At 60.5% G+C, this 26,718-nt stretch carries 24 protein-coding genes; 13 read left to right on the top strand and 11 right to left on the bottom strand.

The annotated features are described in order from the left end of the window. The first annotated feature begins 83 nt into the window (after nucleotides 1-83). The 4 genes from ftsY to rpoH all read left to right on the top strand — a co-directional run bounded on the left by ftsY (nucleotide 84) and on the right by rpoH (nucleotide 4,065). The gene (gene ftsY / locus G3M63_RS03415) at nucleotides 84-1,370 is read left to right on the top strand and encodes a signal recognition particle-docking protein FtsY (RefSeq protein ID WP_163981873.1); all 1,287 of its coding nucleotides are present in this window, start codon (nucleotides 84-86) and stop codon (nucleotides 1,368-1,370) included. Between the two features lie 3 nt (nucleotides 1,371-1,373). Next, complete coding sequence (ftsE, locus tag G3M63_RS03410) at nucleotides 1,374-2,036, top strand: cell division ATP-binding protein FtsE (RefSeq protein WP_150301702.1); 663 nt, start codon at nucleotides 1,374-1,376, stop codon at nucleotides 2,034-2,036. Nucleotides 2,037-2,038: 2 nt separating this feature from the next. Then, entirely contained in the window at nucleotides 2,039-3,076 is a 1,038-nt protein-coding gene (ftsX, locus tag G3M63_RS03405; RefSeq protein ID WP_163981872.1) for a permease-like cell division protein FtsX, read from the top strand. 125 nt (nucleotides 3,077-3,201) lie between these two features. Then, nucleotides 3,202-4,065, top strand: a complete 864-nt coding sequence (rpoH, locus tag G3M63_RS03400; protein ID WP_150301704.1) for an RNA polymerase sigma factor RpoH — start codon at nucleotides 3,202-3,204, stop codon at nucleotides 4,063-4,065. 59 nt (nucleotides 4,066-4,124) lie between these two features. Here rpoH and G3M63_RS03395 read toward each other — a convergent pair whose 3' ends face one another. Next, the gene (locus G3M63_RS03395) at nucleotides 4,125-5,078 is read right to left on the bottom strand and encodes an AraC family transcriptional regulator (protein ID WP_163981871.1); all 954 of its coding nucleotides are present in this window, start codon (nucleotides 5,076-5,078) and stop codon (nucleotides 4,125-4,127) included. 159 nt (nucleotides 5,079-5,237) lie between these two features. On the opposite strand from G3M63_RS03395, the gene G3M63_RS03390 reads away from it, so the two are divergent. The 3 genes from G3M63_RS03390 to hemN all read left to right on the top strand — a co-directional run bounded on the left by G3M63_RS03390 (nucleotide 5,238) and on the right by hemN (nucleotide 8,887). Then, a complete protein-coding gene (locus tag G3M63_RS03390; protein ID WP_163981870.1) occupies nucleotides 5,238-6,596 on the top strand; it encodes a tetratricopeptide repeat protein in 1,359 nt (452 codons plus the stop codon). Between the two features lie 174 nt (nucleotides 6,597-6,770). After that, nucleotides 6,771-7,376, top strand: coding sequence for a hypothetical protein (locus G3M63_RS03385; protein WP_163981869.1), 606 nt, complete (start codon nucleotides 6,771-6,773; stop codon nucleotides 7,374-7,376). Nucleotides 7,377-7,498: 122 nt separating this feature from the next. Beyond that, entirely contained in the window at nucleotides 7,499-8,887 is a 1,389-nt protein-coding gene (hemN, locus tag G3M63_RS03380) for an oxygen-independent coproporphyrinogen III oxidase (protein WP_163981868.1), read from the top strand. Between the two features lie 47 nt (nucleotides 8,888-8,934). Here hemN and mtgA read toward each other — a convergent pair whose 3' ends face one another. Then, complete coding sequence (gene mtgA / locus G3M63_RS03375; protein ID WP_163981867.1) at nucleotides 8,935-9,693, bottom strand: monofunctional biosynthetic peptidoglycan transglycosylase; 759 nt, start codon at nucleotides 9,691-9,693, stop codon at nucleotides 8,935-8,937. 51 nt (nucleotides 9,694-9,744) lie between these two features. On the opposite strand from mtgA, the gene G3M63_RS03370 reads away from it, so the two are divergent. From G3M63_RS03370 to gloA, 6 genes are all read left to right on the top strand, one after another. Continuing rightward, entirely contained in the window at nucleotides 9,745-10,119 is a 375-nt protein-coding gene (locus G3M63_RS03370; RefSeq protein ID WP_150301708.1) for a DUF423 domain-containing protein, read from the top strand. Between the two features lie 73 nt (nucleotides 10,120-10,192). After that, nucleotides 10,193-10,393 carry a sulfur carrier protein ThiS gene (thiS, locus tag G3M63_RS03365; protein ID WP_163981866.1) on the top strand — a complete coding sequence of 67 codons (201 nt, stop codon included), beginning with the start codon at nucleotides 10,193-10,195 and terminating at the stop codon, nucleotides 10,391-10,393. A 52-nt stretch (nucleotides 10,394-10,445) separates the two neighbouring features. Further along, nucleotides 10,446-11,237, top strand: a complete 792-nt coding sequence (locus G3M63_RS03360; protein ID WP_150301710.1) for a thiazole synthase — start codon at nucleotides 10,446-10,448, stop codon at nucleotides 11,235-11,237. Between the two features lie 104 nt (nucleotides 11,238-11,341). Further along, on the top strand, nucleotides 11,342-11,989 hold the full coding sequence (gene trmB / locus G3M63_RS03355; protein ID WP_256670001.1) for a tRNA (guanosine(46)-N7)-methyltransferase TrmB: 648 nt from the start codon (nucleotides 11,342-11,344) through the stop codon (nucleotides 11,987-11,989). A 122-nt stretch (nucleotides 11,990-12,111) separates the two neighbouring features. Continuing rightward, nucleotides 12,112-12,960, top strand: coding sequence for a crotonase/enoyl-CoA hydratase family protein (locus G3M63_RS03350; protein WP_163981864.1), 849 nt, complete (start codon nucleotides 12,112-12,114; stop codon nucleotides 12,958-12,960). Nucleotides 12,961-13,062: 102 nt separating this feature from the next. Next, on the top strand, nucleotides 13,063-13,605 hold the full coding sequence (gene gloA / locus G3M63_RS03345; RefSeq protein ID WP_163981863.1) for a lactoylglutathione lyase: 543 nt from the start codon (nucleotides 13,063-13,065) through the stop codon (nucleotides 13,603-13,605). On the opposite strand, the gene G3M63_RS03340 is transcribed toward gloA, so the two are convergent. The 9 genes from G3M63_RS03340 to ngg form a co-directional block, all read right to left on the bottom strand. Beyond that, the gene (locus tag G3M63_RS03340; RefSeq protein WP_163981862.1) at nucleotides 13,597-14,037 is read right to left on the bottom strand and encodes a thioesterase family protein; all 441 of its coding nucleotides are present in this window, start codon (nucleotides 14,035-14,037) and stop codon (nucleotides 13,597-13,599) included. The genes gloA and G3M63_RS03340 overlap by 9 nt on opposite strands. A gap of 56 nt (nucleotides 14,038-14,093) precedes the next feature. Continuing rightward, nucleotides 14,094-15,257 carry an iron-containing alcohol dehydrogenase gene (locus tag G3M63_RS03335; RefSeq protein ID WP_163981861.1) on the bottom strand — a complete coding sequence of 388 codons (1,164 nt, stop codon included), beginning with the start codon at nucleotides 15,255-15,257 and terminating at the stop codon, nucleotides 14,094-14,096. Nucleotides 15,258-15,373: 116 nt separating this feature from the next. Continuing rightward, a complete protein-coding gene (locus G3M63_RS03330) occupies nucleotides 15,374-15,724 on the bottom strand; it encodes a hypothetical protein (protein WP_150301717.1) in 351 nt (116 codons plus the stop codon). Nucleotides 15,725-16,005: 281 nt separating this feature from the next. Then, nucleotides 16,006-17,913 (bottom strand): beta-ketoacyl synthase, encoded by a 1,908-nt coding sequence (locus tag G3M63_RS03325; protein WP_163981860.1) that lies wholly within the window; start codon nucleotides 17,911-17,913, stop codon nucleotides 16,006-16,008. A 448-nt stretch (nucleotides 17,914-18,361) separates the two neighbouring features. Further along, on the bottom strand, nucleotides 18,362-19,267 hold the full coding sequence (locus tag G3M63_RS03320; RefSeq protein WP_218573650.1) for a PHB depolymerase family esterase: 906 nt from the start codon (nucleotides 19,265-19,267) through the stop codon (nucleotides 18,362-18,364). 345 nt (nucleotides 19,268-19,612) lie between these two features. Further along, complete coding sequence (locus tag G3M63_RS03315; RefSeq protein ID WP_163981858.1) at nucleotides 19,613-20,953, bottom strand: aspartate aminotransferase family protein; 1,341 nt, start codon at nucleotides 20,951-20,953, stop codon at nucleotides 19,613-19,615. A gap of 536 nt (nucleotides 20,954-21,489) precedes the next feature. Beyond that, the gene (locus tag G3M63_RS03310) at nucleotides 21,490-23,568 is read right to left on the bottom strand and encodes a TonB-dependent receptor (protein ID WP_163981857.1); all 2,079 of its coding nucleotides are present in this window, start codon (nucleotides 23,566-23,568) and stop codon (nucleotides 21,490-21,492) included. A gap of 13 nt (nucleotides 23,569-23,581) precedes the next feature. Continuing rightward, the gene (locus G3M63_RS03305; RefSeq protein WP_150301722.1) at nucleotides 23,582-24,841 is read right to left on the bottom strand and encodes an osmoprotectant NAGGN system M42 family peptidase; all 1,260 of its coding nucleotides are present in this window, start codon (nucleotides 24,839-24,841) and stop codon (nucleotides 23,582-23,584) included. A 33-nt stretch (nucleotides 24,842-24,874) separates the two neighbouring features. Beyond that, nucleotides 24,875-26,626, bottom strand: coding sequence for an N-acetylglutaminylglutamine synthetase (gene ngg / locus G3M63_RS03300; protein ID WP_163981856.1), 1,752 nt, complete (start codon nucleotides 26,624-26,626; stop codon nucleotides 24,875-24,877). Between the last annotated feature and the right edge of the window lie 92 nt (nucleotides 26,627-26,718).

The following is a 26,718-nucleotide window of genomic DNA, read 5'->3' as shown; positions in this document are numbered from 1 at the left end:
GCCTGTGGCGGAAGTGGGGTAGGATAACCCAACCTACAACGTGGCGGCCAAACCGCGTCGCCAGACTCTGATAGTGATCGTAAATGTTTGGTTCAAAAGACAAGTCAGATAAGCCGGATTCGAAGCGCCCGGAGAACGAAGCGTCCAAGCCCGAGAAAAGGGGCCTGTTCGGCTGGGCTCGGCGCAAGAGTGAACCGGCCCCGCCTGCTGCCAGTGAGCCGGTGGTCGACCCGGTCGACCAGCCGGTTGAGCAGCCGGCCGAACAACCGGCCGCCCGCGATACGCCCCCCCCTGCGCCCGCCGAGACCGAAACTCCTGTTTCGACACCGGTCGTCTCAAGTCAGGATCAGGCCGCCCGGGAAGTCGCTGCAGAGCTGTTCTCTGGCCTCGGCCAGGCATCGGAACAGCCCGAGAAGGAGCCCGAGCCGGAGAAGCCGGCAGCCGAGCCCAGGGGCTTCTTCGCCCGGATGAAGGCGGGGTTGTCGAAGACCAGCGCCAATCTTGGCGAGGGCATGGCCAACATGTTCCTCGGCGAGAAGGAAATCGACGATGAGCTGATGGAGGATATGGAAACCCGTCTGCTGATGGCCGATGTCGGTATCGAAGCCACCACCCTGATCATGGAATCGCTGCAGCAACGCGTCAGCCGGCGCCAGGTGAACAACCGCAAGGCGTTATACGGCGCCTTGCAGGGCGAGCTGGAAAGCCTGCTGGGTAATGTGGCCAGACCCATGGTCATTCCCGCTGAGAAAAAGCCTTTCGTTATCCTGGTAGTGGGCGTCAATGGCGTCGGCAAGACCACGACCATCGGCAAACTGGCCAAGCGACTGCAGGGCGAGGGCAAGCAGGTGATGCTGGCTGCTGGCGATACCTTCCGTGCCGCAGCGGTGGAGCAATTGCAAGTGTGGGGCGAGCGCAACCATATTCCGGTTGTCGCGCAGCATACCGGCGCTGATTCAGCTTCGGTGATCTTCGACGCGTTGCAGGCCGCCAAGGCGCGGGGAGCGGATGTACTGATCGCCGACACTGCTGGGCGCCTGCATAACAAGGACCATCTCATGGATGAGCTGAAGAAGGTCAAGCGGGTGCTGGCCAAGCTGGACGATGAGGCGCCGCACGAAGTGCTGCTGGTGCTCGACGCCGGCACCGGTCAGAACGCCATCTCCCAGACCAAGCTGTTTGATCAGGCGGTGGGTCTTACCGGCCTGGCATTGACCAAGCTTGATGGTACCGCCAAGGGCGGGGTGATTTTCGCCCTGGCCAAGCAGTTCGGACTGCCCATCCGGTTCATCGGTGTCGGCGAGAAGATCGATGATCTGCGTCCCTTTACGGCGCCGGAGTTCGTCAAGGCTCTGTTTGGGCGCGAGTAAACCATGATTCGCTTCGATCAGGTCAGCAAGCGCTATCCTAACGGTCATCAGGGGCTCGATAACCTCGACTTTCATATCCGCACCGGTGAGATGGCTTTTATCACCGGCCATTCCGGTGCAGGCAAGAGTACGCTGCTCAAGCTGGTGATGTGCATGGAGCGGCCCAGTACCGGGCGCGTGCATATCGGCGGCCAGGATCTGCACGAACTCGGCAGTGACGACATCCCCTATCTGCGTCGCCAGATTGGCGTGGTGTTCCAGAACCACCAGTTGCTGTTTGATCGCACGGTATTCGATAACGTTGCGCTGCCGCTGATTATCAATGGAACGCCGCGGGATGAAATCGGCAGGCGCGTACGTGCAGCGCTGGATAAGGTCGATCTGCTGAAAAAGGAAAACCTGTATCCCATCTCCCTGTCGGGTGGTGAGCAGCAGCGAGTCGGTATTGCCCGGGCGGTGGTCCACAAACCCGCGTTGCTCCTTGCCGACGAGCCCACAGGTAACCTTGATCCGGCGCTATCGGCGGAAATCATGACCCTGTTCGAGGACTTCAACCGCGTCGGTGTGACGGTGCTGATCGCCAGTCACGATCTGCCGCTGATCGCGCGGCTGGATCACCGTATGCTCACGTTGCACGAGGGTCGCCTGGTCAGGGACGGGGAATAGGCATGGCTGAGAACAAGCGAAACCCGGTAGCGCCGCGCAAGCGGCAGACCGTTGATGCGCGTGAGAGCAAGAACACCCATGCGCCCAAGGGCGCTGCGCGCTCGCAGCGCAACTGGAAACATCCGCTCCGCAGCTGGCTGGGCAGCCACCGAGACAGCGCATTGCAGGCGTTGCAGCGCCTGCGCCGGCACCCGCTGAGCAGCGCCATGACCATCCTGGTGATGACCATCGTACTGGCGCTGCCTACCGGGCTCGCTGTGTTGATTGGCCAGGTTGAGCGTCTGGGCGTCGACTGGCAGCGCGCTGCACAGTTATCTGTCTATCTCCAGGATGAGGTTAACGCCAGCGCCGCCGAACAGTTGCGCGACAGTATTGCCGCGCTGGACGAGGTTGATGAGGCGCAGCTGCTGGACAAGGATCTGGCGCTGGCGGAATTCCAGGAGCACTCCGGAATGGGCGATGCGCTGGAGCAGCTGTCCTATAACCCCTTGCCCTCGGTGGTTCTGGTAACGCCGGCGAGCATCGAAGGCGGCGCCTCGGCACTGCAGCCGTTGCGGGATCGCATTGCCGGTATGTCCGGTGTCGAGCTGGTGCAGATCGATCTGCTCTGGGTCGAGCGCTTGACCTCGATTCTCGCCATGCTTGAACGCTTTACCGGCGGGTTGGCGGTATTGTTGATCTTCGCTCTGCTACTGGTGATGACCACTACCATACGACTGGCGATTGAGAGCCGGCGTGAAGAGATTCAGGTAATCAAGCTGGTCGGCGGCACCGATGCCTTCGTGCGTCGGCCGTTTCTCTATATCGGCATGGTTTACGGGTTGGTCGCCGGGATACTGGCCTGGCTGTTGCTTGCCGGCGGTATCGCCTGGCTGAACACTACGGTGCGTCAGGTTGCGGCCCTGTATCAGAGCGGTTTCGAGTTATTGCCGATGCCGGCGGGGGATGGCCTGCTGCTGGTCGCAGGCGCTGTGCTACTCGGCTTGCTCGGCGCATGGCTGGCAGTGGGTCGACATATCCGCGACATTGAGCCGCAATGAAAATGTTACCTGTCGGTAACATTCTGTTTTATATGGAATTAGTCTCGTTTTGATGAACTTCCCCAGGCGTTCACAGTCTCATCCAGCGGTGATACACTGAGCCGTCAATTTTTCGGAGTTCGAACATGAGCACTGCCTTGCAGCCCGTACATAACCTTGTTCCCGGTGCGAACCTAGAGGCCTATGTCCAGACCGTAAGCAGCATTCCGATACTCAGTGTTGAGGAAGAGCGCGAGCTGGCTGACCGTTTGTACTATCACGAAGATCTGGAAGCGGCCCGCCAGCTGGTCATGTCGCATCTGCGTTTCGTCGTGCATATCGCCCGGAGTTACTCCGGCTACGGTCTGGCCCAATCCGACCTGGTTCAGGAAGGCAACGTGGGCCTGATGAAGGCGGTCAAGCGCTTCAACCCGGAGATGGGCGTGCGCCTGGTGTCCTTCGCAGTGCATTGGATTCGTGCGGAAATCCACGAGTTCATCCTGCGCAACTGGCGCATTGTCAAAGTCGCGACTACCAAGGCCCAGCGCAAATTGTTCTTCAACCTGCGCAGCGCCAAGAAGAAGCTTGCCTGGCTCTCGCACGATGAAGTCAGCGCCGTTGCCGAAGATCTGGGTGTCGCCACCCGCGAAGTCCGCGAGATGGAAAGCCGCCTGTATGGCCAGGATCTCGGTTTCGACGGAGCGCAGGACGAAGATGACGACACGGCCTATGCGCCAGTCCACTATCTTGAGGACAAGCGCTACGACCCTGCGACCCAGCTGGAATCAGCGGACTGGACAGACAGCTCTGTCAGCCAGTTGCAGCAGGGACTGGAACAGCTCGACGAGCGTAGCCGCGATATTCTTTATCAGCGTTGGCTGGCCGAAGAAAAAGCCACGCTGCACGAGCTGGCGGCCAAGTACCAGGTCTCTGCCGAACGCATCCGGCAACTGGAAAAAAACGCGATGAACAAACTGAAGAAAAATCTGGCCATCGACGACGCGGCATGACGTTGTTTGACCGCATGAAAGGGCACCTTCGGGTGCCCTTTTTGGTTCCTCTGCGCTAATCAGTGTCGCTTGCTGCGCCGCCAGGTCGCTGGTGGCAGACCGTACTCCCGCCGGAAGGCGCGGCTGAAAGCCCCCTCTGATTCATAGCCAATATCAAAAGCTATCTGCGCGATGCAATCGGAGCTCTCCAGCAGACGGGTAGCGGCCTGTTCCAGCCGATGACGTAGCAGGTAACCCATGGGCGCTTCACCGAGGGCGCGTACGAAACGGTCCGCGAAGGCGGAACGGGACAGACCGACTTCCCTTGCCAGTTGATCCGTCGTCCAGTGGCGGGCGAGCTGTCCGTGCAGCAGTTCCAGTGCGCGGGCGACCAGCGGATCGCGCAACCCGGCTATCCAGGCTTCTGACTGGTCTGTTTGCGCTGCGGCGTATTGCTGAACCGTTTCGGTAAACATGAGTTCCGCAATCTTCGCCAGCATGGTTGGGGATTGCCGCCGCCCTGTCGCCAGTTCGTTGGCGGCAAATTGAAACAGGTTCCTGATCCAGCCGGCTGAACTGCCTTCCTCCACGCTCAACTTCAGCGCTCGGGGTAGCAGGGCAATGATCGGGCTGCGTTTCATGTTGTGACCGAGAAAGCCGCAAAGTAGCGAAGTCCGTTCACCACCCTCTCCATAAACGAGGCGGGTCAGGCCGCCGTCACCGGCCGGCAGGAGAAATTGTTCAGGGCAAACCGGTGGCAGATCCAGAGCGCTGCTCAAAATATGTGGGTCATTACGCGGCAGGACGACGATGTCACCACCATAGGCCTGGAATGAAGGTATGCCTTCGACACTCACGAAGCAGTGACCGGCAATCAGATAATGGTAGGCGATGATGTAGCGTGGGGGCGGCGTGAAGGGGCCGCAGTCATCCGGAGTGACCTGGGCTTTGATGCACCATGGCGCGCTGAACTCGGCATCCAGGAAAATACTCCCACTCAGACGTAATGATCCCAGCAACGTTGAATCACCCACCTCCCTTTCTCCAAGTCGGCGGATCGGCCATAAGATCCGGTGTCTTGCGCATTCTTTGCCGTGGCCCGGCTAAATAAGCTTAGCAGCAATCCGCAGCGCTGTTATGGGTCGTAAAGCGTGCGGAGCGGGGCGGTTCGGATGGTTTAACGGAGAAGAGTAATGATTACTGACAGGCAAGGCGAAGCATTGAACGGCGCAAACCACGTCGCCGCGGAGTTGTTTGATCAGGCGGTCGATGCTTTCAATCTATATCGCGGCGATCCGGTGGCGCTGATTGATCAGGCGATTGGCGCAGCCCCTGACTGCGCCATGGCACGTATTTTCAAAGCCTATGTGTTTGCGCTGGCGACGGAGCCGGACGCGAGCCGGCAAGCCACCGAGCTGGTGAAAGGGCTGAAATGCATGAAACTGTCCGAGCGGGAAGGGTCCCATGTCGCCGCGCTGGAACGCATTCTGGATGGCAACTGGACCAGAGCGGCGCTGCAGCTGGATGCGCACAATGTGGCTTATCCCAGGGATATGGTTGGCTTGCAGGCCGGTCACCTGATCGATTTTTACCGGGCCAACAGCCGTAACCTGCGTGACCGCATTGCCCGGGTCCTACCGCAATGGCCGACCGACACGCCGGGTTTTCCGGTGGTGCTGGGGATGTATGCCTTTGGACTGGAGGAAACCGGCGATTACGCCAGAGCTGAAGACACTGGGCGTCGCGCAGTGGCCCTGCAGCCGCTGGACTGCTGGGCTCATCACGCTGTGGCTCACGTAATGGAAATGCAGGGGCGTGCCGAAGATGGCATCGACTGGATGCTCTCTCGCGAGCAGCATTGGGCGGGCGACGACAACCTGTTCAAGGTCCATAACTGGTGGCACCGCGCGCTCTGTCATCTGGAGCTCGGGCAGGATGAGCAGGCACTCGCGCTGTATGACCGGGCCGTCTGGCGCACGCCGAGCTCGATCGCTCTGGAGCTGGTCGATGCCTCAGCGCTGCTGTGGCGCCTGCACGTTGCCGGCGCTCAGGTGGGTGATCGTTGGCAGGCGGTGGCGGACAGCTGGGCCATTCACGTCGAAGACAGCGATTACCCTTTCAATGACTGGCACGCAGCCATGGCGTTTCTCGGCGCAGGCAGGGAAGCGGCCCTGCAGCGATTGCAGGATAACCTGAGGCGCCGGTCTGTGGGTAGTGCGGAAGCTGCCAGATGGGCGGGCGAGGTCGGCTTGCCGCTGGTAGAAGGATTCATCGCCTTCTGGCATGGATCCTACGAGCTGGCCGCGGAACGCCTGCACCCTGCGCGCTTCATTGTGAATGCTTTCGGAGGCAGTAACGCCCAGCGCGACATTATCGATCTGACGCTCGCTGAGGCGGCGTTGCGCGGTGGCCTGCACAGTCTGGGGCGATCGCTTGCCGATGAGCGTCTGGCGCTGAAGCCGCACAGCATGATCAACCAGAGGTTTCTGGCGCGCGCTGCCAGGGGGCCGCTAGGGACTGAGCAGACAGCCGCCGTCGGTCTTGCCGGTTAGCCGAAAGGGCCAGAGTGGGTTAAAAGCTCTGGCCCATTGTGCAAGTCTTGACCTGGCTCAATTGCACACAGCAGAACATCGGGGAAAATAGGGCCTTGGCTGGTTCACTATTTTCAACTCAAAGGCACGGGCTGCATAATGACGCCGATACCGCATTTTTAATGGAGTAACGGCATGTCCCTGCAAATGGGCGTTCGCACCCTGACCATTCTGGTTGTCGTGGTGCTGGGGTTTTTCGCCCTGGGTAGCTGGATGGCAGAGCAAAACGCACCTGGCGAGATGCAGTGGCATGGCGAATATCAGGCGTCCTTGTGGCAGCCGTTGCAACAGCAGACGCTAACGCTTGCCGGCGTCGATGCGGCGCTCGGAACAGGTAGCCTGTGGCTGATCAATGCGGAAAACCAACCGTTGCTGGTCAGTCGCCATCCGCTTGAAAGCGACGGTTTGAACTGGCGCGTTCAAGCGGTGATCGAGCTGGATTCAGCGCAGACCGATAGCCTGGTACGCGCTCAGGCCTGGACAGTTGATTCGCCTGAGCAGTCGATATCGCCCGGCGTGGCTGCACCATTAGCCGGCCGCCTGATCAAGCGTATCAGCCTGATCCCTGAGGAGCCGGTGGATGTGGTGAGATTCCAGGGTTCGTTGGGCAATCCGGCGATGCGTATGGATGTCGGCGACGGTAGACAGGCCTGGGTCTATCCTGAACAGGGTGCGGTGGTTGCTGTGAGTGAAGACCAGGCTCATTCAATCCTGTTTGGCCCCAGCGACGATTACGAATAGCGCTGTCGGCTATACCTCGAACTGCATATTGTGCCGACAGGCGCGATTTCTGATCATCATTCGTCCTGTCTGTTGCCGGCGAAATCGAAACCGCAGCAGACGTTCAACGTTGTGGAGTAGATATGGACCAACGGCTGAGTTTCAACCGTGATCTGATCGAGAAGTACGACCGGCCCGGACCGCGCTACACGTCCTATCCTACTGCGCCGCAGTTTCACAAAGCGTTCGCCATGGATGACTATCGGGCGGCGGCCAAGGCCAGCAATGAGGTGACTTCGCCCAAGCCACTGTCGGTGTATATCCATATCCCGTTCTGCAAAAGCCTGTGCTATTACTGCGCCTGCAACAAGATCATCACGCACAAGACCGAGCGCGCCGTCGAGTATCTCGAATATCTCAAACGTGAGATTGCCGAACAGGCGAGCCTGTTCGATTCGTCACGTCGCTTGACCCAGCTGCACCTGGGCGGCGGTACGCCCACCTACTTCACCAGCGAACAGCTGGCTGATCTGATGCAGACGCTGCGCAATGCCTTCAATATGGACGACAGCGACGCGCATGAATTTTCCCTCGAGGTCGATCCGCGCACCGTGGCACCGGTGCAGATTCATACGCTGCGCGAACTGGGCTTCAACCGCCTGAGCTTCGGCGTTCAGGATTTTGACGAGAAGGTGCAGGCGGCAGTCAATCGGATCCAGAGCGAACAGCAAACCCGTGACCTGGTCATGGCTGCGCGCGATGCTGGCTTCAAGTCGGTGAGCGTTGATCTGATTTACGGTTTGCCGTTGCAGACTGTCGCCAGCTTCGATGCCACGCTGGACAAGATCATCGATCTGCGTCCCGACCGCATCGCCGCCTATAGCTACGCACACCTGCCCGAGCAGGTGAAGGCGCAGGGGCTGATCCGCATGGAAGACATGCCGCCGCCCGAGCGCAAACTCGAGCTGCTGGAACTGACCATTCGCCGGCTCACCGATGCGGGCTATGTGTATATCGGCATGGATCATTTCGCCCTGCCTGAAGACGAGCTGAGCCGCGCGCAGGCGAATGGAACATTGCAGCGCAACTTCCAGGGCTACTCGACGCATGCCGACTGCGACCTGATCGGAATCGGCGTGTCGTCAATCGGCAAGGTTGGGGATAGCTACAGTCAGAACGTCAAGGAACTCTCGCGTTACTACGCACGGATGGACGATGGCATGCTGCCGGTGCAACGCGGCTACCAGCTCAGCGAAGACGATCGCCTGCGCCGGGACGTGATTACCGATCTGATGTGCCATGGGCGCGTGGACTACGCCAAGTTCGAGCAGCGTTATCAGATCAATTTCGCCGAATATTTCGCCGACGCGCTGGCGCTGTTACGTGAGCATGAACGCGACGGTCTGGTGGAGCTACATGATGACGCGCTGGTCTTGTTGCCACAGGGCCATCTGCTGATGCGCAGCGTGGCGATGACTTTTGACGCCTACCTTGGCGAAGAGCAGAAGGGCAAGTTCTCCCGCACGGTATGACCCCAAGCCTGCCGGGCGCCTGGCGTCCGGCAGCATCCCCCCGCCGATCACTTCAGCGAAACCCGTTCCTGCCAGTAGGCGAACCTCAACCAGTCGGGTCGCGGGCGGCCCGCTTCCATCTGGTCCAGATAATGTCTCCCGCCAAGCTGGCGGGCCTGGCGCTGGATCCAGGTGGCGCGTCGCTGCACATAGTCAGAGGGTCTGGCGGCGCTCCAACGGATCGGGCTGGGCAACACCGCAGCCAATTGCGCGGCCTGGCGATCAGACAGCGTGGCGGCCCCGCCGTTGAAATGGTGTCTGGCTGCAGCGTCGATACCGAACACGCCCTGATCCCATTCCGCCACGTTCAGATAGATTTCCAGAATACGCTGCTTCGGCCACAACACCTCGATCCACGCCGTGAACCAGACCTCCAGTCCCTTACGGACCCAGCTGCGTCCGGACCATAGAAACTGGTTCTTCGCGACTTGCTGGCTGATGGTGCTGGCGCCGCGCAGGCTGCCACCTTCGAGATTGTGTTCCATCGCCGCGCGAATCGCCTTGAGATCGAAGCCGTGGTGCTCGGCGAAACGCTGGTCCTCGCCAGCGATGACCGCCATCTTGATGCTGTCGGAGATGTTCGCGTAGGGCACCCATTGGTGTCTGATGTTGACGTCGCTTCCCTGCTGGCGAAATTCGATCCAGCGCTCTACCATCAGCGTCGAGCCGGGGGAGGGGATCCAGCGCAGCAGAATGACCGGGATCAGGCTCAGCACCATCAGGTACAGCAGCCAACGAGCTGAGGTGCGCAACAGTTTTTTCAACATGGGCGAATCGGTTTCAGGATTGGCCCGCAGTATAGACTGGGGGATTTATCCATGGCCAAGTTATTGCTTTTGCTGGCGTCTTTTTGCGGCTTCACTGGCGTCGCGCTGGGCGCCTTTGCGGCACATGGTTTGCGCAGCCGACTGCCGGACAATCTGCTCAATGCCTTTCAGACTGGCGTGCAATATCAGCTCTGGCACACTGCTGCGCTGTTTGGCATAGCGCTGCTGCTGTTGCGCTGGCCGGACGTTGCCCTGTTCAAGGCGTCCGGCGGATTGTTCGCATTCGGGATTCTATTGTTCAGCGGCAGCCTGTACGCCATGGCGCTGACTGGGCTGGGCAAGTTGGGCATCATCACGCCGGTGGGCGGCGTGATGTTCCTGCTCGCCTGGCTGTGCCTGGGAATCGGTGTCTGGCGTGCTCTGTGAGCTGCACTAGCGTGGTCAGCACTGGCCAAAGCAGGCTATCATTGTCGCTTTCCTGACTACGTTCGAGTATCCCATGCAGATCCAACTGAATGGCGAAGCCTACGCCCTGGAGAACCCGATTACGCTGGCTGAACTGGTCGAGCGGCTGGGTTTGAGCGGCAAGCGCCTGGCCGTAGAGCTGAATCTGGATATAGTGCCACGCAGCCAACACGCCGAGACCCGACTCGCAGACGGCGACCGGGTAGAAATCGTTCACGCCATAGGCGGCGGATAGGGTAGTTGCCGTTTCATCGCGGCCCTGCCTTTCCCCCCAAATCGGAGTTCACATGACTGACCTGACCCAGGACGCGCTGGAAATTGCCGGCGTGCGTTACCGTTCCCGCTTGCTGGTAGGCACCGGCAAGTACAAGGACATGGACGAAACCCGCGACGCGATCGAAGCCTCAGGCGCCGAGATTGTCACCGTGGCTATCCGCCGGACCAACATCGGCCAGAATCCAGGCGAGCCCAATCTGCTCGACGTGCTACCGCCGGATCGCTTCACCATCCTGCCCAACACCGCTGGCTGTTTCACTGCTGAAGACGCCGTGCGTACCTGTCGCCTGGCGCGTGAACTGCTGGACGGACACAAGCTGGTCAAGCTCGAAGTGCTGGCGGACCAGAAAACCCTGTTCCCGGATGTCATCGAAACCATCAAGGCCGCCGAAATCCTGGTGCGCGATGGCTTTGATGTGATGGTATACACCAGCGACGATCCGATCATCGCGCGTCAACTGGCGGAAATCGGCTGCGTCGCGGTCATGCCGCTGGCCGGGCTGATCGGCTCCGGGCTGGGTATCTGCAACCCCTATAACCTGCGCATCATCCTCGAAGAGGCCACCGTGCCGGTGCTGGTGGATGCGGGTGTCGGCACCGCCTCGGATGCTGCTATCGCTATGGAGCTGGGCTGCGCCGGCGTGTTGATGAACACCGCTATCGCCCATGCGCAGCAACCGGTGCTCATGGCCGAAGCCATGAAACACGCGGTCCTGGCAGGTCGCGGTGCCTATCTGGCCGGACGCATGGAGCGCAAGCTGTATGCCTCGGCTTCCTCGCCGCTGGCCGGCACTTTCTTCTGATTACACTTTGAGCTTTTGCCATGACTGACAGCCAGACCCCTTCCGACCTGCCCGAGAACGATAGCAACAGCGAACATCCGCGCCGCGCGATTCGCAGCTTTGTCATGCGTGCCGGACGGATGACCGATGCGCAGAAGCGCGGCATCGACGTCGGTTGGCCCAGATTCGGGCTTGATCTCGAAAGCGGTATACTTAACCTGGATGCGCTGTTTGGCCGCCAGGCACCGCGTACGCTGGAGATCGGTTTCGGCATGGGGCAGTCGCTGCTGGAAATGGCAGCGGCCGCACCGGAACAGGATTTCATCGGCGTAGAGGTGCATCGCCCCGGCGTCGGCTCGTTGCTCAATGGCGTGCTTAACGCGGGGCTGAGCAACCTCAGGGTGTTCGATTGCGATGCCATCGAAGTGCTCGACAAGACCATTCCTGATGCCAGCCTGGACCGGGTGCTGCTGTTCTTCCCCGATCCCTGGCACAAGAAGAAGCACAACAAGCGCCGTATCGTGCAGCTGGACTTCGCTGAGAAATTGCGGAAGAAGCTCAAGCCCGGCGGTGTATTCCACATGGCCACCGACTGGGAAGCCTACGCCGAGCAGATGCTCGAGGTGATGAGCGCGGCCCCTGGTTACCGCAATCTGGCTGAAGACGGCACCTATGTGCCCCGTCCGGAAGAGCGCCCGGTAACCAAGTTCGAGCGCCGCGGCGAGCGTCTCGGTCACGGCGTCTGGGACCTCAAGTTCGAGCGCGTCGACTAGGTAACCACTCAGGATCAATCGGCCCTGCCTATGGCTTTGCATACGCAAAGCCGAGGGTCATGGCCTGAGGGCATTTGCGCTCTTACACTGTCAGGCCTTCCCATTCTTGCAGGAGTGCCGCAGTGAGCTATTCAACGCTGAATTATCAGGTCGAGGACGGCATCCTCGTCCTGACCCTCAATCGCCCCGACCGCATGAATGCCTTCAATGCCGACATGCGTCGTGAGCTGATCGAAGCTTTCGATGCCGCCGACGCTGACGATGACGTACGCGTCGTCATCATGACGGGCGCCGGGAAGGCGTTCTGCGCCGGTGCGGATCTGGAGAGCGGCGGCGACACCTTCAATCGTCACAAGCGTAGCAACGCCGATCTGCGTGACGGCGGCGGTACTGTTTCGCTGCGAATTTTCGAATGTACCAAGCCAGTAATCGGTGCCTTCAACGGCGCGGCTGTGGGTGTAGGTGCCACCATGACCCTGCCCATGGATATTCGTCTGGCCTCCACCAAGGCGCGCTTCGGTTTTGTCTTCGCGCGCAGAGGTATCACCATGGAAGCCTGCTCCAGCTGGTTCCTGCCGCGTCTGGTCGGCGTACAGCAGGCCGCTGAATGGGTCTACACCGGTCGCGTCTTTGATGCCGAAGAAGCACTGTGCGGTGGCCTGATTCGCAGCATCCATGAACCGGAAGAGCTGCTGCCTGCCGCCATGAAACTGGCCCGTGAAATTGCCGACAACACATCGCCCATGTCCACGCTGCTTAACCGTCAGATGCTCTGGCGCATGCTTGGCGCCGACCATCCGATGGAAGCTCACATCGTCGATTCCCGTGCGATCGCTTTCATGGGTGAATCGGCCGATGCGAAGGAGGGCGTGCAATCCTTCCTGGAAAAACGTCCTGCACGCTTCACTCTGCGTCCCAGCCAGGACCGTCCGGACTTCTTCCCCTGGTGGCAGGAGCGGCCTTTCCGCTGAGGGCCGGATTCGGTTGGCGTTTTCGGTCCTTCGCGATAGAGCGCCAACCGATGCTGAAATGCTAGGCTTCCTTTCAAACCATCCATTTGAGGAGCCGCTGCCATGTCACGCCATTTCGAAACCGCTGAAGGCCTGTGCGAGGATCGCGACCCGGCCACGGAGGGCTTCGTCCTTAACCAGACCATGCTGCGCGTCAAGGACCCGACCGCGTCGCTGGATTTCTACACCCGCATCATGGGCATGACGCTGGTCAAACGGCTGGATTTCGAAGACATGCGCTTCAGCCTGTATTTCCTCGCAATGATCGACGAGCTGGATCTTGGCTACTGGTCGCATGAATCCAGGGTGCGGCTGGTGCAGACCTTCGGCCGGCCGGCAATGCTCGAGCTGACGCACAACTGGGGCACTGAGGACGATCCAGAATTTGCCTATCACAACGGCAACGACCAGCCCCAGGGGTTTGGTCATATCGGCTTCGCCGTCCCTGATCTCGATGCGGCCTGTGAGCGCTTCGAGTCCATGGGCGTGGAATTCGTCAAACGTCCGAACGACGGCAAGATGAAGCGCATCGCCTTTATCAAGGATCCGGATGGCTACTGGATCGAATTGTTTACGCCGGGGCAGTTGCCGGACGTACTAGGTTGAGGTCATCAACCGTCCCAGCGCGGCGCGCGGTCCGGCCGGTATGGCGCATGAGCGGTTGCTGGCGCGCTCGACGAACACGTGTACAAAGCGCCCGGCTGCGCAGGGCGCTTCTTCGCCTGTCTTGAACACTGCCAGTTCGTAATGCACCGAGCTGTTGCCCAGTTTGGCTACGCGTACGCCCACTTCGATACGATCCGGAAAGGCGACTGGTTTGAAGTAGTCACAGGCGGAGCTGACGACAAACGCCACCTGTTCTCCGTCGTGAATATCCAGGCCACCCTGTTCAATCAGCCAGGTGTTCACAGCGCTGTCGAAGAATGCGTAGTAGGTGACGTTGTTGATGTGGCCGTACAGATCATTATCGTGCCAGCGGGTAGTGATCGGATGCAGATAAGGGTAGTCGCTGCGTGAGGAATGGGCGGCTTCGGTCATGGCGTGTCCTGAGGGCGGGCCGCGGAAGTGACTCCGCAGCCCGGCAGTGATGGGTATCAGTAGGCTTTCTGGTAGATGGCCAGCGCGTCGGCTTCGGTCAGCTCGCGGGGGTTATTGACCAGCAAGCGTTGCTGAAGCATGGCGTCGCGGGCCAGCATGGGCAGGCTGTCTTCCGGTACACCGGCATCGCGCAAGCGGCTTGGCAGGCCATGGTCAGGGCTGAGCCGTGACAGTGTAGCCACCAGCTGCGCGGTCAGGCTTGCATCGTCGCCGGGTTGCAGATCGCTACCCAGGATGACTGGCGCTAGCTCCGCGTAAAGCGGTGCGGCGTGGGAGGCGTTATATTCGATTACCGCAGGCAGCACCAGTGCGTTGGACAGGCCATGCGGGATATGAAAATGCCCACCCAGCGGATAAGCCAGCGCGTGCACTGCTGCAACCGGCGCGTTGGCAAAAGCCTGGCCCGCAAGCAAAGCGCCGAGGAGCATCGCCTGACGCGCTTCGCGGTTCTGTCCGTTATGCACCGCCTCGCTCAGGTTGGCGGAGAGCAGGCGCAGGGCTTCGCGGGCCAGCATGTCGGAGAGCGGATTCTTTTTGACCTTGCTGGTGTAGGCCTCGATCGCATGCACCATGGCATCAATACCAGTGGCTGCGGTGACGGAGGGCGGGAGGCCCAGCGTGAGGTCGGCGTCGAGTACGGCCAGATCAGGTAGCAGCAACGGCGAGACCACGCCCATCTTGGTGGTTTCACCGGTGGTGATGATCGCGATCTGGGTGACTTCCGAACCGGTTCCGGCGGTTGTCGGTACTTGAATCAGTGGCAGGCGGCGACCGCGCGCGTTGCCCACGCCATAGATGTCGGGCAATTGCTGTGTGCACTCGGGGTGCGCCAGCAAGGCCACGAGCTTGGCTACATCCATTGAGCTGCCGCCCCCAAAGCCGATCACCAGCTCGGCCCCCATCGCTCGCCCCTGTTCAACCGCCGCCAGCACCACCGCCTCCGGCGGATCGGCCTCTACCGCATCAAATATCTGGTATTGGATCCCGGCGTCTGCAAAACCGGGAAGAATATCCTTCAGCAAGCCTAACTGAATGATGCCCGGGTCGGTCACTATCAGCACGCGGTGAGCATCACGCTCGTGACAGAGTTCGGCCAGGCGCAGGGCAGAGCCGGGTTCACAGAGAATTTGTGCGGTAGTGGCGAAGCTGAAAGGGGACATGCTGACCTCGGTTCAGTTGAGACAGATAGCTGAACTGTACGGGGTATGGGGCGGCAGCATCAAGGAACAGATGGCGGGCGTGACGCCGCTGACAGTCAGCGGCGCCGCGATAGTGCTTACAGCGGTGTCTGGCTGCTGTCAGTGCCGGCTTGATGGCTATTCTGACGGCGTGGCTTGGTCAGGAAATAGGCCACCAGAGCGAAGGCGCCGGCGGCAATCGCCAGCGTCACGACGGGATGCTGTTTGACCATCTGGCCTGCCTGCTGCAGCGAGTGAGAGGCGCGGTTGTTGTGACCGCCGAGATGCATGTCGTGCATGTTATGGCGCGCACGTTTTTGCAGCTTTCTGAAATCGCGGCTGGACTCCTTGGCGGTGCCCTTATAAAAACGGCGTGCAACCGAACCCAGGTGGTGCGCTTCTTTTTCGGCTTCTTTGCGGGCAGCTGATACTTGCTTACTGAATGACATAAGTGTGCTCCTTTGACCAGAATGCTCAAGGAACCCCGAAATGATGGGACGCGGTCATGCAGCGTTGATGTCGCTCTGAAGAGGCTTGTTACAGCTGCACGCTGCAACCGTTCTCTCCATTACGCCTTGTCTGACCTTCGCTCTCTATCTTTTCAGAGGTTTCTACGGTTCCAAGTTATGGACTACAACTCAGAGCAAAGGTGCGGTAACTATTGAGAATCGCCTGATCTGGCAAGCCTGACGCGGAACGGAGCCGGCGTTATCGCCCGGCTCCGAAGCGCTTAATCGAGCATGTCGCTGAAGCGATCATCCTTGCGAAATATCAGGGGCTGGCTGAAGCCGGGCACGGTCATCTGTTCGACCGACATCTCTATCTGCCGGTCATCGATCATGTCCTGACCAAACTTGTAGATCACCTCGAGCTGGCCTTTCTGGGCGCGCTGTTCGTAGGCCAGTGCAGCGGCCCGGACCGCTTCGCGACGGTCAGCATATTCGGCGAAACGCTCTTCCCCGTGACGCTTGCGGAGCATCCGCTCGACCACCTGCGGGGCCAGCACCACCGAGCTGGCGTTGTTGCCGCCGAAGCCCTTGGAGTTGATAAAGCACACCTCGAGCGGATCCTGCGCGCGGTCTACGTCACGGGTGCTGATGCGTAGATGCTGTTGATGGACATCGTCCGCCACTTCATCAATGGTTTTGATGCCGGGAATGATCTGGTATTTGAACGTGCCCAGCGCCGAAGCCAGCTGATCACCACTGGCGCTGGCAAGCGAGTGACCGACGAAGGCCTTGACCGCTGCCACCGGCCAGTCGGCAATACCGAAGGCCTCGGCAACACGGTCCAGCAGTTCTGACTCGGTTACCCGGTTGGCCGGAGTGCTGGATCCGTGCGCATGTACGAAGCTGCGCCGGCGCACGCTGTCTTCGCCGAGGATCTGCATCGCGCTGTGTACGCATTTGGCCATGGTCAGGTAGTTGCCAGGACCCGGCGCTGAAATCGATTTCTTGAAACCGTCGGCGCTGACAAACACATCCGGAACCGAGCCGTGGATATCGGCGCCCAGCTCCATCGCCAGCTCGTCATCCATCAACAGGAAGAACTGGCTGGACTCGGCCAGGGTAAAGCCGCAGTTCTGTCCAAAGGGCCGGCTCGCCCGCCGGAAGTTCACATCCGTCGTGCCTTCGATATTGCGCAGCCCTTCCTCGGTACCCAATGCGCCCATCGCACCGTAACCTTCGATGCATTCCTGGGTTATAGGTGCTTCACTGCTGCCGACCAGGGCGACCCGGGCGCGACCGCTGGTAATCATCTCGGTGGCTTTCTGCAGGTTGTACAGGAAGCTGGCGCAGGCACCGGTGATGGCCCCCGTCGTGCCGACACTGCCAAGGATATAGGCGTTGATGAAGTCCGCCGGCATGCTGTTCAGGCCCAGCGCGAGCTGCTTGGCGCTGACCCGGTTGCCCTTGAGCCGGGACTGCATCATGCCGCCGAAGCTGAATTCATCCAGCTGACTCATGATGCTGCTGGCGAACACGGCGACTTCATCCGGCCGGATGCGCTGGGTGATGTCTTCCCAGGCGATACCGCTGGAACGCAGCGCATCGGTAGCGGCGACGATAGTCATCTGCAGGCCGCGTGGGTGGAAGCGCGATGCGTATTGCTCGCCGGGCTCGAAGCCGCTGGGCAGCTGTCCGGCGGACTTGACTGCCAGCGAGCGGTAGCTGTCGACCTTGATGTCGCAACCGTCATACATGGTGACCATGACTTCAGCGGCATTCAGGGGCTCGACCACCCAGTCCGATGGCAGGGGTTCGGGTAACTGTTTTGCCAGAGTGATGAACGAGAAGGGTTTGCCGGCTTCGCCGGTCACTGTCAGGTTCTTGTGCCAGTGCGCAGCGTCTACATCCAGGTGACGTTTCTCTACCCGGCGTACCAGGGTGCTGTCGAGGATCTGCTGACCGAAACGCTCTTCGATGTCCGCCAGGCTGAGCGGCTGCTCCTCATCATCGAGATAGTCATCACCCTCTACGCGTACCAGCTTCATGAGAACGGCCAGTCCGGCCAGCGTTTGCTGCCGGTCGGCTGGGTTCAGGGATTCAATGATGGTGCGGCGAAAGCCATGATGGAATGAGCTACGGCCAGCGGCGTTGTATCCGCCGAACCCGACAATGACTGGTAAACGCGACATCTCGCAGGACTCCTCACTGTACCCCGGTGCGCACCCGCCACGCGTGACGAACAGGCTGAACTCGATGGTCGCCGGGCGATTTACCCGGTCTGGCCATTGATCCTGAGGAATCTCTGAGAGCCAAGGGCTCGCCGCGACAGGCGTTCATATCACGCTTAGCAGCCCTGCCTGGTCACAAGACAGGGTTGCGGTGTGGTATGAGTGCGTCCCGTCAGGCCGGTGCATGGCTGGCTCTCGGAGCTTCCTGAACAATCCAGGGGAAATTATGGTCTTGAATGCATTGGTTGACGAGGAATGTAACCCGTCAGTCACGTTTAGACCATGCTGTGTCGGCAAGAAACATGTTCAAGTCGGTGCCTAGTGGGTGTCCAGCACGCGTGCGCAACCGCCAGCAAGCCGGCGGGTGCGCACCTGTTGGCCGTTGCGGCCGCTCACGTACGGAAATATCTCAGGGCAGGGCGTGGTCCTTGAGGAAGTTCCAGCTGGCTTGTGCATCCCAGGCCTTGTGACCACCGAGCCTGGCGGTGCAAAGGACTGCCTCGGTGTCGCCGTCACAGTTGCTATAACCCTTGCAATTGTTACCCATGTCAGTAGCCGTGCCGCTGCAATTGTTGATATCCGCCCATTTTTCCAGGCTTCCCTCAGCGCCGAGGAAGGTGATTGGGTCGAGACGGTAGCGGGTCGGCGGAGTGGATTCACCACCCTCAAACGGCACGATGGAATCGCGGGTGCCACGCGCTGCGAACACGGACACCGGGCGCGATGGCTCGCAGGCGGTCTCCTCGATCATGTCGAAAGCTGCGGGTGCGACTGCCGCGAACATGTCTGCCGCCCGGCATGCCAGGGTATAAGCCATGCCGCCGCCGTTTGAATAGCCGGTGGCGTAGACGCGTTTCTCATCGACGCAGGCCTGGGCTGATACTTCCTCGACGACCGCTCTGGCAAAACCGACGTCATCCACTGCGCGCGATTCGGTGCAGCAGGGACCCAGGTTCCAGGCGTTATCCACGCCCTGGGGATAAGCTACGATGAAGCCTTCCTCATCGGCGACTTCCCGCGTACCGGAGTTCTCGATCTGATAGTCAGCGCTGGTCATCAGGGCATGGAAATCCAGCATCAATGGCGTTTCGCTGGCGTTGTTATAGGACTCCGGCACGTACATTACATATTCGCGACGTTGGCCGCCGACATTGATGGTGCGGGTGGTTTCGCCCGGTTGCAGATCCTTGTCAGTGCAGGCTACCGGGCCATCCGGCGGCGGATCAGTCGGCCCAGGGCCCGGTGTTGGAGGGTTGAAAGCCATTGCTACAGGCGATAACAGACACACAGCAGAAATTAGCAAGCGGATCTTCACGGTAATTATTCTCCGGATTCTGGAGCCGGAGCATGACGATCATACGAAGGCGCCCCGGCAGATTTCGGTCCCGGCGCGCTCGGCTGTGGCGCAGCGGAACCAACACGCAGAGACGGCAAACTCTGCTATGAACGATTGTTCATTATCAGGTTGACCGGTTATCTGGGCAGGGGCAATCTGCAGCGGGGATTGTTGCGGACGGGTTCGCATCTGGGCCTGCTTAACCCCGAATCCCCCTGACCCCCTTTTTCAAAAAGGGGAATTGTTTGAGAGCTTGTTCGAGCGATGTGCGACGGATCGTACGGCGGAGAGTCGGGAGTGACCCGGTTCCGCTGGAGGCGACGCTTATGGCGTGCGGCGGAGCACTTTTTCCAGCGTTTCGATAATGCGGTCGATATGGGGCTTTTCGATTATCAATGGCGGCGACAGAGCGATGATGTCGCCAGTGCAACGTACCATCAGGCCGTCCCAGAAACATTCTTCAAACACCTCATACCCGCGCGCGCCGGGTGCTCCTTCACGACTCGCCAGATGCATCGCGCCAACCAGGCCGGCATTGCGGATATCGATGACGTGGTGCAGGTCCTTCAGGCTGTGCAGCGCCTCTTGCCAGTAAACCTCCAGCTGTTGCGCGCGGGTCAGCAGTCCGTCGTTGGCGTAGATATCCAGTGTCGCCAGCGCTGCGGCGGCAGCAACGGGGTGGCCGGAATAGGTGTAGCCGTGAAACAGCTCGATCATGTTCTCCGGTCCCTGCATGAAGGCGTCCTGTATCTGCTCGCTGACAAACACGGCACCCATGGGAATCGCGCCGTTGGTCAAACCCTTGGCTGTGGTAATGATGTCCGGGGTTACGTCCCAGCGCTGCGCGGCGAAGGCGTCGCCAAGGCGTCCGAAACCGGTGATGACTTCGTCGAAGATCAGCAGGATGTCGTGTTTGCTGGTGATCTCGCGCAGGCGCTTGAGGTAGCCCTGCGGTGGCAGTATTACGCCGGCAGACCCGGCCATGGGCTCGACTATCACCGCGGCGATGTTCTCACTGCCGTGCAAGGCGATGATCCGCTCCAGGTCGTCTGCCAGTTCCGCCCCGTGTTTGGGTAACCCGCGGGTGAAGGCGTTGCGCTCGATATCCAGCGTATGCGGCAGATGATCGACACCGGGCAGCAGGCTCCCGAATGCCCTGCGATTGTTGACCAGACCGCCGACCGAGATGCCGCCAAAGCCTACCCCGTGATAGCCCAGCTCGCGACCGATCAGGCGGGTTCGATTGGCCTGTCCACGGCCTCGCTGATAGGCAAGTGCGATTTTCAGTGCGGTATCCACTGACTCGGAGCCCGAGTTGGTGAAAAACACGCGGTTCAGTCCGGCTGGAGCAATGTCTACCAGACGTTCAGCCAACGCAAACGCCAGCGGATGGCCCATCTGGAAGGATGGCGCAAAATCCAGCTTGCCGACCTGCTTGCTGACCGCCTCGGTTATCTCCCGGCGGCCATGTCCGGCATTGCAGCACCACAGCCCGGCGGTGCCATCCAGCACCTCGCGCCCCTGTATATCGGTATAAAACATGCCCTGCGCGCTTTCCAGCAGGCGCGGCCGCGCCTTGAACTGACGATTGGCGGTGAAGGGCATCCAGTACGGGTCCAGGCTGAGGTCCTGTTGGGCATCGAAACGGGGTGGCATGCTATTCATGGTGGCTCCTGGCGCGGACCGTCGAAAGGGGTGTGCCTGCAATCGAGTCTATGTGGTTTTTCCTGGGGGTGTCGAGCGCCTGCTCGTTGTGGGGCTTGCACGGATATATACGTCGACTCATTGCTCCCGGGGGGCGGCTGTGCGGTTATGCGCGCGGATAGCTTGCCGTAGAGTCCGAACGCGGCCCGAGGCGCTTCACAGCCCCAGGAGACGCAGCGTTTTGCTGTAGAACGTGGTGTTTCTGGGAGGTCTCACCCCGCCTGCGGCGGCGCGCCGGCGCGCATCGATCATGGACCGATGCGCGCCGGCAGAGTCCGGATGGATTTCCCGCGAAGTTCGAGCATCAACTCGTACGATAGGCGTCGCCGACAGGTACGCTGGCGAAATGAAACTGGGCGCTACGGAGTGCCGAGTTCCACCTCGACCAACGGCGTTACCAGCGAGTAAGCTGGCCAGGATGGCACCTGGCCCTCCGTACCGCGTGCTATCCCGGCCCTGTTGTGCCATCCACAAAGGTACCGATGTCCGTGTTCAGCTTATCGCCACTGATACTCCACACCCAGCCCCACCAGCCATTGCCTGTCCGGTGCGGGTTCATAGAAACGGTTGCCCGCGCCGTTGATTATCAGCGATCCGATGTACTCCTTGTCGCCGATGTTGTCGATCCGGGCGAAGGGCTCCAGAGCCAGTTGACCCATCTCGTGCCGATAGCCGGCGCGCCAGTTGAACACGGCGTAACCTGGCGCCTGGGCGCTATTGTCGTCCGTGGCATAGCGCTGGCTCAGGCTCTGCGCCTCCAGCGCGGTCGTAAATCCCGTTCCTGGCGGCTGCCAATTGAGTTCGGCGAACAGGCTATGTTCGGGCACGCCTGGCAATTGCCGGCCTGATAGATCTTCGCCGTCACTGTTGCGATAGCGGTCGAAGGTGGCATCCAGGTAGCTATAGGCGAGGTAGGCGCCGATTCCATGGGCGAACTGCTGATCGATCGACAACTCGACTCCACGCCGGGTCGAGCGCCCTGCGTTGGCATAGGTAGAACGGCCGGTGCCCAGTTGATCAGGACCGGTGACGATCTCGTCCTTGACCCGACTTTCGAACAGAGCGACGTTGACCTGGGTGCGATCCCTGCGCAGCTTCAGGCCGATCTCAGCATTGCGTGACAGGCTGGGTTCCAGGCCGAAATTCAGGCCGCTACCCTCGGGCAGGTAAGCCAATTCCTGAAAGGTCGGTGTTTCAAAACCCTGTCCGAGCGCGGCGTACAAGCTGACCGTCTCGGTCCATTGATAACTGACGCCCAGCGCCGGGTTGGTCTGGTTGTAGCGCACGCTGCCGCTGTCGTTCTGGCCATCGAACAGAAAATCATCATCCGAATCGAATTCGATTCGGCTGTGGCGCGCTCCGGCGGTCAGACTCCAGCGTGGGTCAAGCTGCCAGGTGCTGATGAGATAAGCTTCCTGGCTATCGACCCGGTTGAACTCGTCGCGTTTGAGCGCACCTTTGAAACCTTCGTTATTGACGAAGCCCTTGCGGCCTTCGCCCTGATAGTCGTAGGTCAGGCCGGCGGCCAGTTCCACGGGAAGCCCGAACAGCTCGGTATTGCGTTGCCAGCCGAGTTCGCCGCCGCCGAAACGGCGATCCAGCTCGATGACGCCGCCCCCCGAGTATTCCAGGCCCCCGGCAAACGCCAGATACTGCTGCACGTCGCGCTCGCCGCCGTAGATCATTACCGTGATTTCATCGTCATTGTCCAAGCGCCGCTGATAGTTCAGGCCGGCCTGGTTGTGCTTGACTGATTTGCGAGTGTTATAGAGATAAGCGTTCGGCACCGCCTGGCGGCGATCCTCCCGCAAGGCGTCTGCAGTCAGCCCCAGCGGGTCTTCGGTTTCCGGCTGGTCGAGCATGTTTACCAGCAGTGTCAGGCTGGAAGCATCATCGATATCCCAGCCCAGACGCAGATTGGCCAGGTCGCGGCGGGTATCGCTGTGATCACGATAGCCGTCGGTTTCCAGTCGCGACACATTGGCGCTGACATTCAGATCGCCATGCTGACCGCCATAGCGCAAACGCGAGCGTCGCAGCCCGTCGGGGCCGAAAGCGGTCCGTGTGTCCAGAGTCGGGTAGAAGGGTGCTTCGCCGGTGAAGCCCTGGATGATTCCGCCGGCGGCATTGCCATACAACGTGGTCAGCGGACCGCGCAGTACTTCGATGCGCTGCAGGCTGTCCAGATCAAACAAGGCTGGCTGGCCCTGCCCGTCAGGCATGGTCAGCGGGATGCCGTCCTGTACCAGACGCACGCCGCGCACACCAAAGGCTGCGCGAGCACCAAACCCGCGGGAGGAGATCTGCAAATCCTGCGCGTAATTCTGCCTGTTCAGCGCAACGATGCCTGGCACTCGCTGCACCGATTCAGAAATGTTCGCGCCCAGGCTCTGGGGGCTGAGCTGATCGCCAGTGAGGGTGTCACGGGCAAGAGGCAGGCGTACCTCTTCGTCGCCGCTCTCGCTGCCCAGTACGACCTGCGCAGGCAAACTCAGCTGCCGTTCCTGTGCCTGCAGAGTGGACGTCATAACAGCGAGCGCCAGCCCGCCAAGGGCCAGCGTAGGAAGTTTGTGCATGGTCAAGGGTCCGTCAAGTATTGTTGTTGTCGAGGTGCCGGTTGGTTCCGGTCAGTCGTTTCGTTTCTTCCAGCTCCGGCAGGTCTCTGTCCATGCTCTCATGGGCGAACACTCTTTCCAGTGGCGGCAGGTGCGTCTCATTGCTGGACATGGTCTCGGGATCCAGTTGACGCTGGAAGTTTTCCCGTGGCGCATCGTCGCGTTCGTCGTGCTCGAATACCGGCGGACTGAAAGCATAGGCCGTCAGCAGGCGAGCGACCGCTTCGAGACTATCGCGATGGGTACGCTCGTAGCCATGCGTGGCGTCGGTGCCGAAGGCAATCAGCGCGGTGCGGATATCATTGCCCGAGCGGATCGCTGACTCGGCATCGCTGTGGTAATAGCGGAACACGTCACGGCGGACGGGTATTTCGTCGCGCTGGCAGAGGCTGAGCAAGTGGCGAGACAGGTGATAGTCGTAAGGACCGCCCGAGTCCTGCATGCATAGCGATACGGTGTGTTCGGTACTGGTCTGCCCGGGAGCCGAAGGCGCGATATCCACGCCCACGAATTCGCTGACATCCCAGGGCAAAGCGCCGGCGGAACCGGTGCCGGTTTCCTCGGTAATAGTGAAAATGGGGTGCAGATCCATCGGCAGTTCTTCGCCACTTTCAACAATCTGCTTGATGCTCGTGAGCAGTGCGGCGGCGCCGGCCTTGTTGTCCAGATGCCGGGCACTAATGTAACCGCTGTCGGAGAATTCCGGCAGCGGATCAAAAGCCACGAAATCGCCAACGTGCACACCCAGCGCCTCGGTTTCGGCACGGCTGGTGGTCTCAGCGTCAATGCGGAGTTCGACGTTATCCCAGCTCACAGGCAGGGCGTCCACTTCTTCATTGAAGGCGTGACCGGACGCCATCAGCGGTAGCACGCTGCCGCGCAAACAGCCGTGGTCGCCGAACAGACTGACCCGGCTACCCTCAGCGAAGCGGCTCGACCAGTGACCGATAGGCGCCAACTCCAGCCTGCCGTTGGGTTTGATGCTGCGCACCATGGCGCCGATGGTATCCAGATGCGCTGCAATGGCGCGGTCCGGGCTGTTCTGTCGCCCTTTGATGGTGGCGCGGATGGTACCGCGCCGGGTCAGTTCATGGGGCACGCCCATCGCATCCAGATGCTCTGACACATACCGCACTATGCCATCGGTAAAACCGGTCGGGCAGGGGATGGCGAGCATCTCGAGCAGGGTGCCTTTGAGGAAGCCCATATCCGGGCCGTAACGCTTATAAGGCATAAAATCTCCGTTCGCGGGCTGTCGCTTCTCGCATCAAGGATGCGCCCGACTAAGCGGAAACAGCAAGTCGATGAAGCGCTCGGCGGTGGGCTGTGGCTCGTGGTTAGCCAGGCCTGGCCGCTCATTGGCTTCGATAATGACGTATTCCGGCTGGTCGACTGCCGGCACCAGAAAATCCAGGCCGACCACCGGATTCTCCAGGGCGTCGGCAGCTCGGATCGCGGCTTGTTTAAGGTCTGGATGCAGCCGGTCGGTCACATCCAGCAAAACGCCACCGGTATGCAGGTTGGCGGTGCGTCGCACATACAGATGCTGACCGGCGGGCAGCACGTCGTCCAACGAATAGCCCTGCGACTCAACCGTACGCTGCGTCTCGGCATCCATCGGAATCTGGCTTTCGCCGTCAGTGGCGGCCTGTCGCCGGCGGCTCTGTTTTTCGATGAGTCGAGAGATGGGGCTGCTTCCATCGCCGCAGATTTCGGCGGGCTTGCGGATCGCCGCAGCCACCACTTCATAGTTGATTACCAGCACCCGCAGGTCGTCCCCGGGATGGTAGCTCTCGAGCAGAACTTCAGTGTCGTATTGCCTGGCTTCGGCGATTGCGTCTTCCAGCGCCTCGGCGTCGCGGATATTGACCGCCACGCCATGACCTTGCTCACCATTGTTCGGCTTGACTGCGAGCGCCTTGTGTTCGGCAAGAAACGCCGCGTTCTGCTCCGGCTCGCCTGCCAGCTGAAACTGCGGCGTACGCAGCTCATGGCGTTGCAGGGTACGGTGGGTGAGCTTCTTGTCCTGACACAAGGTCATGCTTACGGCGCTGGTCACGTCGCTGAGCGATTCGCGACAGCGAATGCGTCGTGCGCCATGAGTCATTATGAAAAGCCCGGCGGGCGCATCTTCGATCTGCACCTCGATACCGCGTCGGCGGGCTTCACGGGTGATGATACGAGCGTAGGGGTTGAGCTCCTTGTCGCTCTCGAGGCCGATGAACAATGGCTGGTTGAAGCTGTTCTTGCGCTTGATGGCGAAGGTCTGCAATTTGCGAAAACCCAGCTTGCGATAGAGCGTCTTGGCCTGCTGATTGTCATGCATTACCGACAGATCCAGATATTGGCAGCCACGGCTCATGAAATACTCGACAAGGTGACGCACCAGGGCTTCGCCGATGCCCAGCCGCAGGCTCTGGCTGTCCGCGGCGAGGCACCAGAGGCTCGAGCCCTTTTCCGGATCATCGAAGGCTTTTGCATGATTCAGACCCATGACCGTGCCGATGACCTCGCCGGTGTCGTCATCCTCGGCCAACCAGTAGGTGGGCCCACCATTCGCTCGAGCGGTGATGCGTTCCTGATCGACTTTGACCATGCCGGCCGCGGCATACAGGGCGTTGATCGCAGACCAGTCGCCCGGATGCTGCGGCTGGCGAATCTGAAATCCGTGGAGACTATGGTGCGCCGGACGGTAATCGCTGAACCACAGGCGCATGGTATCGGATGGGTCGAGGAACAGGTGCTGCGGAGCAAAGGACAGCACTACCTGAGGATCGGCCACATACAAGGCGATATCGCGTTCACCGGGGCGTTCATCCAGCAAGGTATTGGCCAAGACTTCGTAATCGGAAAAGGTCTGGCCTACCAGCAATCGGCCCCAGCCGCACTGGATGGTCACCGGTTTGGTATGCCCCCCATCCGGCGAGCCCTGTTGGGCGTGTCCAGCGCGCATGCTCTCGTAGGTCGGAGCCTGCCCGCGCATCAGCCGGTGCTGGTCGGGATGCAAATGCTTGGTCATTCGAGCGTTATCCTCTTCTTGCCCACTGACATGAATCGGGCTATTGGGTGATATCCGGCGTGGCCGCCGATGCATTCCCTGTCCAATCCTGA

Source organism: Pseudomonas sp. OIL-1 (genome assembly GCF_010669185.1).
Taxonomy (GTDB): Bacteria; Pseudomonadota; Gammaproteobacteria; order Pseudomonadales; family Pseudomonadaceae; genus Halopseudomonas; species Halopseudomonas profundi.
The sequence above is the reverse complement of the archived record's forward strand: the minus strand, read 5'-3'. Positions and strand labels throughout refer to the sequence as shown.

Bases quoted from the DNA above. Each gene is read 5' to 3' on its own strand.
- rpoH (WP_150301704.1), top strand. From the start codon at position 3,202: ATGAGCACTGCCTTGCAGCCCGTACATAACCTTGTTCCCGGTGCGAAC.
- G3M63_RS03305 (WP_150301722.1), bottom strand. From the start codon at position 24,841: ATGCCTTATAAGCGTTACGGCCCGGATATGGGCTTCCTCAAAGGCACC.
- gloA (WP_163981863.1), top strand. From the start codon at position 13,063: ATGTCACGCCATTTCGAAACCGCTGAAGGCCTGTGCGAGGATCGCGAC.
- G3M63_RS03335 (WP_163981861.1), bottom strand. From the start codon at position 15,257: ATGTCCCCTTTCAGCTTCGCCACTACCGCACAAATTCTCTGTGAACCC.
- mtgA (WP_163981867.1), bottom strand. From the start codon at position 9,693: ATGTTGAAAAAACTGTTGCGCACCTCAGCTCGTTGGCTGCTGTACCTG.
- G3M63_RS03390 (WP_163981870.1), top strand. From the start codon at position 5,238: ATGATTACTGACAGGCAAGGCGAAGCATTGAACGGCGCAAACCACGTC.
- trmB (WP_256670001.1), top strand. From the start codon at position 11,342: ATGCGTGCCGGACGGATGACCGATGCGCAGAAGCGCGGCATCGACGTC.
- thiS (WP_163981866.1), top strand. From the start codon at position 10,193: ATGCAGATCCAACTGAATGGCGAAGCCTACGCCCTGGAGAACCCGATT.
- G3M63_RS03315 (WP_163981858.1), bottom strand. From the start codon at position 20,953: ATGAATAGCATGCCACCCCGTTTCGATGCCCAACAGGACCTCAGCCTG.
- G3M63_RS03310 (WP_163981857.1), bottom strand. From the start codon at position 23,568: ATGCACAAACTTCCTACGCTGGCCCTTGGCGGGCTGGCGCTCGCTGTT.
- G3M63_RS03360 (WP_150301710.1), top strand. From the start codon at position 10,446: ATGACTGACCTGACCCAGGACGCGCTGGAAATTGCCGGCGTGCGTTAC.
- G3M63_RS03370 (WP_150301708.1), top strand. From the start codon at position 9,745: ATGGCCAAGTTATTGCTTTTGCTGGCGTCTTTTTGCGGCTTCACTGGC.
- ftsE (WP_150301702.1), top strand. From the start codon at position 1,374: ATGATTCGCTTCGATCAGGTCAGCAAGCGCTATCCTAACGGTCATCAG.
- ftsY (WP_163981873.1), top strand. From the start codon at position 84: ATGTTTGGTTCAAAAGACAAGTCAGATAAGCCGGATTCGAAGCGCCCG.
- G3M63_RS03325 (WP_163981860.1), bottom strand. From the start codon at position 17,913: ATGTCGCGTTTACCAGTCATTGTCGGGTTCGGCGGATACAACGCCGCT.
- G3M63_RS03330 (WP_150301717.1), bottom strand. From the start codon at position 15,724: ATGTCATTCAGTAAGCAAGTATCAGCTGCCCGCAAAGAAGCCGAAAAA.
- ngg (WP_163981856.1), bottom strand. From the start codon at position 26,626: ATGACCAAGCATTTGCATCCCGACCAGCACCGGCTGATGCGCGGGCAG.
- ftsX (WP_163981872.1), top strand. From the start codon at position 2,039: ATGGCTGAGAACAAGCGAAACCCGGTAGCGCCGCGCAAGCGGCAGACC.
- G3M63_RS03385 (WP_163981869.1), top strand. From the start codon at position 6,771: ATGTCCCTGCAAATGGGCGTTCGCACCCTGACCATTCTGGTTGTCGTG.
- G3M63_RS03340 (WP_163981862.1), bottom strand. From the start codon at position 14,037: ATGACCGAAGCCGCCCATTCCTCACGCAGCGACTACCCTTATCTGCAT.
- hemN (WP_163981868.1), top strand. From the start codon at position 7,499: ATGGACCAACGGCTGAGTTTCAACCGTGATCTGATCGAGAAGTACGAC.